This window comes from uncultured Campylobacter sp., assembly GCF_905371695.1.
Lineage (GTDB): Bacteria > Campylobacterota > Campylobacteria > Campylobacterales > Campylobacteraceae > Campylobacter_A.
On record NZ_CAJPMA010000106.1, the window covers coordinates 1 to 5039 of the forward strand.

Annotated in this window: 8 protein-coding genes; 1 reads left to right on the forward strand and 7 read right to left on the reverse strand. The window is 41.4% G+C overall.

Features of this window, described 5'->3' with window-relative positions; all coding sequences use genetic code 11:
• Positions 1 to 148: 148 nt before the first annotated feature.
• Positions 149 to 367, forward strand: a complete 219-nt coding sequence (locus QZ147_RS08180) for a helix-turn-helix transcriptional regulator (protein WP_295149150.1) — start codon at positions 149 to 151, stop codon at positions 365 to 367.
• Positions 368 to 1548: 1181 nt separating this feature from the next.
• Here the strand turns inward: QZ147_RS08180 and QZ147_RS08185 are convergent.
• The 7 genes from QZ147_RS08185 to QZ147_RS08215 all read right to left on the reverse strand — a co-directional run bounded on the left by QZ147_RS08185 (position 1549) and on the right by QZ147_RS08215 (position 4848).
• Positions 1549 to 2001: an ATPase gene (locus QZ147_RS08185; RefSeq protein ID WP_295149152.1), complete on the reverse strand. Its 453-nt coding sequence runs from the start codon at positions 1999 to 2001 to the stop codon at positions 1549 to 1551.
• A 158-nt stretch (positions 2002 to 2159) separates the two neighbouring features.
• A complete protein-coding gene (locus tag QZ147_RS08190) occupies positions 2160 to 2906 on the reverse strand; it encodes an aspartate carbamoyltransferase (protein ID WP_295149154.1) in 747 nt (248 codons plus the stop codon).
• Positions 2907 to 2967: 61 nt separating this feature from the next.
• Positions 2968 to 3741, reverse strand: coding sequence for a phage antirepressor KilAC domain-containing protein (locus QZ147_RS08195; protein ID WP_295149157.1), 774 nt, complete (start codon positions 3739 to 3741; stop codon positions 2968 to 2970).
• A complete protein-coding gene (locus tag QZ147_RS08200; RefSeq protein ID WP_107811916.1) occupies positions 3738 to 3974 on the reverse strand; it encodes a hypothetical protein in 237 nt (78 codons plus the stop codon). The genes QZ147_RS08195 and QZ147_RS08200 overlap by 4 nt, the downstream gene beginning before the upstream one ends.
• A complete protein-coding gene (locus QZ147_RS08205) occupies positions 3971 to 4201 on the reverse strand; it encodes a hypothetical protein (RefSeq protein WP_295149169.1) in 231 nt (76 codons plus the stop codon). Before QZ147_RS08205 ends, QZ147_RS08200 begins: the two co-directional genes overlap by 4 nt.
• Entirely contained in the window at positions 4194 to 4655 is a 462-nt protein-coding gene (locus tag QZ147_RS08210) for a hypothetical protein (protein ID WP_295149171.1), read from the reverse strand. The genes QZ147_RS08205 and QZ147_RS08210 overlap by 8 nt, the downstream gene beginning before the upstream one ends.
• 1 nt (position 4656) lies before the next feature.
• Positions 4657 to 4848, reverse strand: coding sequence for a helix-turn-helix domain-containing protein (locus tag QZ147_RS08215; protein WP_295149173.1), 192 nt, complete (start codon positions 4846 to 4848; stop codon positions 4657 to 4659).
• Positions 4849 to 5039 lie beyond the last annotated feature (191 nt).

A 5039-nucleotide genomic window follows, 5' to 3' on the forward strand; every position in this document is an offset into this window, starting at 1 on the left:
ATGTCAGTTTCAAAAATATCTTTTGTTATTAGGGTATTATTAATAATATTAGATTTAGCTTAATTTAGTATTGTTTCTAATATTAATATTGTATTTTCATATTAAAAATAATATAATACGCCAAATAATTCAAATAAGGGTTTTTAAAATGGACTTACAAACATTCAAAGCACAATTAAAAAGTATTGGTATCACAAAAAAAGAATTCGCCGAAAAATTAGGGCTTAGCTACACAACGGTTAATGCGTGGGGGTCGGTGCAGGATTTTCCAAAATACGTTGAAGTTATTCTTGAAAAATGGGTTAAAGCTGATAACTTTGATAAAATCGTCGAGGTTGTCAAACCTTACGTCGATAAAGACCTTTAACCTCATCGCCTCTAATCCCTCTACTCACTCAGCGCAAAAATGCGTTTAGCTCTATGACTTTAATTCACCCAGCTTTAACGGGTCAAATTTTCGGCTGGTAGGTTTTCCCTTTTTTCGTGAAATCCAAAAAGGGCGGGTATCAAATACCACCCCCTTTAAAATCAGGGGGGTGTCGGTAGCGGCTACGCCCTTTTACTTTGCGCCTATGGGCTAAATTTGGCTTAGGGCATAATGCGCCTATGACCTAGATTAAATCTACCTCATTGCTAGGTTATGCGTTCCCCATTTTTGTGGAATGATGATTTTTAGGGCTTGGCCATTATTTCAGTTTTTGGTGAATGACGATTTTTAGGCTACTCGCTCGACGCCTAAAAATTAAGGCGACGGACAAAGCTCGCATTTAAGGGCATTGCTACGTAAGCCGAAAATTAAGCGCACACACTAGGCTAAAAAGATTTTGATCGCGTATGCTGCCGCCCTCGCCCTTTGAGGGGCGGGGCATTTCATCCAATTAACCTCATCGCTTTTAAACGCAAAATAAAGCCCGCTATTTGATTTTAGCTCTTTTTGGTATCTTTGTATGCCCCGTGCTCTCTTTTTGCATTGTAGCGCCGTTATTTTTAGCCGCCGTAGGGTGTTGCGCGTGTCAATAAAAAAATAATGGGGGGGCGCGTGATGTCTTTAAGGTTTCTACTCTTATTTTTTCAATTAGCTGGGTAAATTGAGAGAGGAAAAGTAAATAAAAACCCTTACACTAAGAGGGGTTGAAACTTAAACGCGTTTTTTTACTCTCTGCGTAAGTGCGAGCTAGCCCCGTGTGCGCGCTTGTTTGCGCTTTGTTTGACTTGTGGAAATTTTGTTTTAGCCGTCTTGCATTTTGATAACGAGTGACAACGAAAAGCGATACACGTTTTAGCGTTTCTTAAAGTAAATAAAACGGGCAAAAAATAGTTTAAGGTTCGGGCTGTTTTGGGTAAATTCGGGTTGATTTGCGGGCGATGAGGTTACGGGCGTTACATGTAACGTTACGGCTTTGTTTGATACTTACTCGCTATCATAGGCTATTAGATAGATTTATTTTGCTTGACTTTTTAGGCTTCAGGTTGTATAATTACGGCGAAATTCGAGGGCGCACTTATCGCGCCCACTTTACTTACACAAAGAAATTCACTGAGGGTGCTTTAAAATTCTCCTTGTAAATATTCCCTTATCTCACTATCCAAACAATCTAAAACATCATCAATAAAGGTTTCTAGCATATCAGGCGCAACCCCCACTATCTTATCATTTAGCCTTGTCGATATTCTCGGCGCGCCGTATTCATTTAGTTTGTAAAGGTTTTCAAAGTGAAAAGCGCGGTTTCTTATCGTGAGTATAAGAGAATAACAAATTTTAACTTTTTGAAAATTAGGCATTGAGCTTTTACCGTGCTTATTAAATTTTGAATATTTACGAAAATCAATTGCCGACAAATCCACCAGTTTATTATGTAGCTTCATCACGTTTAGTAACGTAACCCAGTAGCCCAAAGTTTGGCGCGAGATAAACGTGTTGTCGTCGATACTTAGCAGGCGTGCGGTCTTATTGCGCGTGATAATCTCGACAATACCCAGCTTGGGCGCTAATCTTTGCATAAGCAAAAAATTATCCCTGTGCTTTGCTTCACTCTCATAATCTTTTAATCTTTTTTCTGAAAATAACCCTATCAAGTCCATATTAACCCTTTTGAAATTTACCGCGCTATTTTATGTAAAACGGGCTTAATAGTAGTTTCATAAGCTATCAGCGGTTATCACGCCCTTAGCTCTCTTTTGTTATTGTTAGCTTTGTAGGTTCGCTCGGTGCCGGTTTTCGTAGAGGCTAGGCTTATCGCGTTTTCAAAATCGAATACCGCGCGCCTTAATTGAAGTTCTAGACGTTCGCGCCTAGGCAATAAAGCGGGTTTGTTTAGGTCGAGTATCGGGGCGGTAGCTTCGGCGCGGTAGAGTGGATGGGTCAAATCGTTTTTAACTGCCTTATCGTAGAAATAAAGCCTCTGTAACGCGCCTATTTCCGACTTGACGTAAGCGGTGTTTCGGTATCGGACTATCTCAAACGTATTGAGATTAAAAGGCGTCGAACTATCGAAGCATAAATCGACACTCGAAACGTTATTGACCGCGTCTAAAAGCTCCGCTACGAGATCGAGAGGCGGGGCGGTTTTGTGATATTGCTTTAAGCCGTAGCATTCAAGCACGGCACGCTGCCGGCACTCGTTCGGGGCTTTTGTAGTGGCGTAGAATATGCTCAGATTTTCGAGTTCGTAAAGCTCGGTTATTTTTAGTCCTCGAAACTCGTAACGATTGGATATTTTTATCTCTTTTGTATCTTGCATTTTTCGCCATTTCAAGCCGTGATTTTTGGCTATGCTTTTAAGCAGCTCTATTTTGGTGTAGTGCTTGTGCGTTACTCTGTTTTTCAGGAAACTAGCGCGCACGGTGTCTAGGCTTATGCTCGGAGTTTCAGCTAGTATTTTGTTAATGTTTGCTAATATTTTCACGTTTTAACATCCAAAGGGGGCGGATCGCTTGACACTAACCACCCCCTAGAAATATTTAAAATTAACCCTCTGCTAATTGAGGCGCATTTTTAGCTTTTATCGCCTCGATCAGCTTTTTAGCTAACTTTACTTGACCCCTTGGCGTTATTAGCGTAATGAGGCTTAGTCCTCGCTCGCCGTTTGGTTTTGTAAACGTCTGCGGTTTGCGTCTAAAATAGCCCATATTTAGATACTTTTGCAAAGGTTCGTTATTAAACATTAAAATCCCTAGTTCGCGCATTAGAGCGAATAATCGTATCTCGCCCGTATCTATGCCCTTATCTTTATCGCAAAGTATTTTCGCATACTCGCCTATTTTAATATCGCCCTTGCTAACCTCAACGGCTCGCGCGAAATCTACGTAAGGCGCTTCGGCTTTTACTTTTGCTTCCAGCCGTTTATTTTCGTCCAAAGTATCGGCGAATTTTAAAGCTAGTTCGGCGAATGCTCGCGGGTCTGCTAATACGTCTTGAATTATGGCGGGGCGGTTTTGCTTAGATAAGATAAAATCGCTCGCCCAATCCCGAAATAAAATCGTTTGGGGCGTTTCGGTCAATTTAAAGCCTAGCGTGATGACGCCTTTTTTCGTCCAAAAAGTTTGCTTTGCGTTACCTGTTGCATTTTGCAACAGATAGAAATGCACGCCCTCTTTAAACTCATTTCTAGCCTTTTGCGAGCGGATAGCCTCCTCGCTTACGCCAAATCCCTCTGCTACTTGTTTATTTGACAAGCCCCACGTGTCTTGATACTCCGAAATCTCTAAATTTAGATTGTTAAATGCTACTATTGCGCTCATATTTTGCTCCCTAAATATCTTTTAGCCTTTTGGAAATCGTCGATACGCCATAATTTAAACCGCCTTTTAGGGTTATTTGCGTCCGTGCACCATCTAAATTTAACGATTTTTTCCCTAAAAAGCTCTACTAAATACTGATTGGCGTTACTTATGCCAAATACTCGCCCCGCGGTTATTTCCGTTCCGTCCCACATCATTTTTATTAACGCCGTTTTATGCCTGCTTCGTATCATAGGTTTTTCTCCTCTCTTATGCCTTCTTTTATTTCTAATTTTTTTATGCTCTTTCTTTGCGTCTGCACGATATGAAACAAATCATAAGCGCAATCTAGCAAAGGTTGCGCGACGCCGTCCAGGCTTGCCACTTTGTAGATATGCAAATGCTTTTTAAAAGCTTTTAGCATAACCTCATCGTCCGCGCTAAAACAAAGTTTGCTAGGCGTAAATACTAGCTTATTCATTGTTCGCGCTCCTTTGAAAAAATCGCTCTCTTAGCCGTTGATTTTCGGCGTGGAGTGTTTGGAGCTGTCGCCCCTGCTCGCTCAAAGCGCAAAACAAATCAAACGCTACGGGCTTAAAGTTTGCCGTGTCGCCTCCGCTTTGTTCGTCTTGTAGGGATTTGAGATAAATATCGGGGTAGCACTCTTTTAGCATTTTTACGTAAAGTTCGGGCGCGTTTTTTATCTCTTTGCACTCTCGCGCTATTTGGCTGATACTCTTTTGATTTAGCTCCGTTTCGCGCTCCTTGAATAAATCAAAAGCCACGCAAAGGGCTTTAATCACGCCCTCGCGTAGCTCACTTTGCTCCTGCCCGTCCGTCTGCACGTAAATCGCCTTAATCTCAGGGTATTTGGATAAACGGACATAAAAACGCCCGTATAGTCTCGCCTCGTTATCGTCTTTAAAAGCTTTCATCTTACGCGCTCCTATCTTGCAAATACGCGTCCAGCTCGCTCTTTAAAAAGCGGATTGTGCGCTCGGTTAGGCGTTTTGGCTTTGGGAAATCGTCGCGCTTCATAAACCGCCATAACGTAGCGGTAGAAATGCCTAAATACTGCGCCGTTTCTTTTGGGCTTAGCGTGTTGTTTTTTGTGGTTAATGGGTTCATAATAAAAACTCCTCGTGAGTGATATTATTTATCCGTGTGCGCACCTGAATAAATATGAGTGAATATTAGCAGATAACACGGCGCGGGTCTAGTGTGAAAATAGCGTTAAAATCGACGTTAGAAATAAATTTTTAGCAGCGAAACAAATGCAAAAAATAAAAAAGTTTTACGGATTTTGGCGTAGATTTTTT

Bases quoted from the DNA above. Each gene is read 5' to 3' on its own strand.
- QZ147_RS08180 (WP_295149150.1), top strand. From the start codon at position 149: ATGGACTTACAAACATTCAAAGCACAATTAAAAAGTATTGGTATCACA.
- QZ147_RS08185 (WP_295149152.1), bottom strand. From the start codon at position 2,001: ATGCAAAGATTAGCGCCCAAGCTGGGTATTGTCGAGATTATCACGCGC.
- QZ147_RS08195 (WP_295149157.1), bottom strand. From the start codon at position 3,741: ATGAGCGCAATAGTAGCATTTAACAATCTAAATTTAGAGATTTCGGAG.
- QZ147_RS08200 (WP_107811916.1), bottom strand. From the start codon at position 3,974: ATGATACGAAGCAGGCATAAAACGGCGTTAATAAAAATGATGTGGGAC.
- QZ147_RS08205 (WP_295149169.1), bottom strand. From the start codon at position 4,201: ATGAATAAGCTAGTATTTACGCCTAGCAAACTTTGTTTTAGCGCGGAC.
- QZ147_RS08210 (WP_295149171.1), bottom strand. From the start codon at position 4,655: ATGAAAGCTTTTAAAGACGATAACGAGGCGAGACTATACGGGCGTTTT.
- QZ147_RS08215 (WP_295149173.1), bottom strand. From the start codon at position 4,848: ATGAACCCATTAACCACAAAAAACAACACGCTAAGCCCAAAAGAAACG.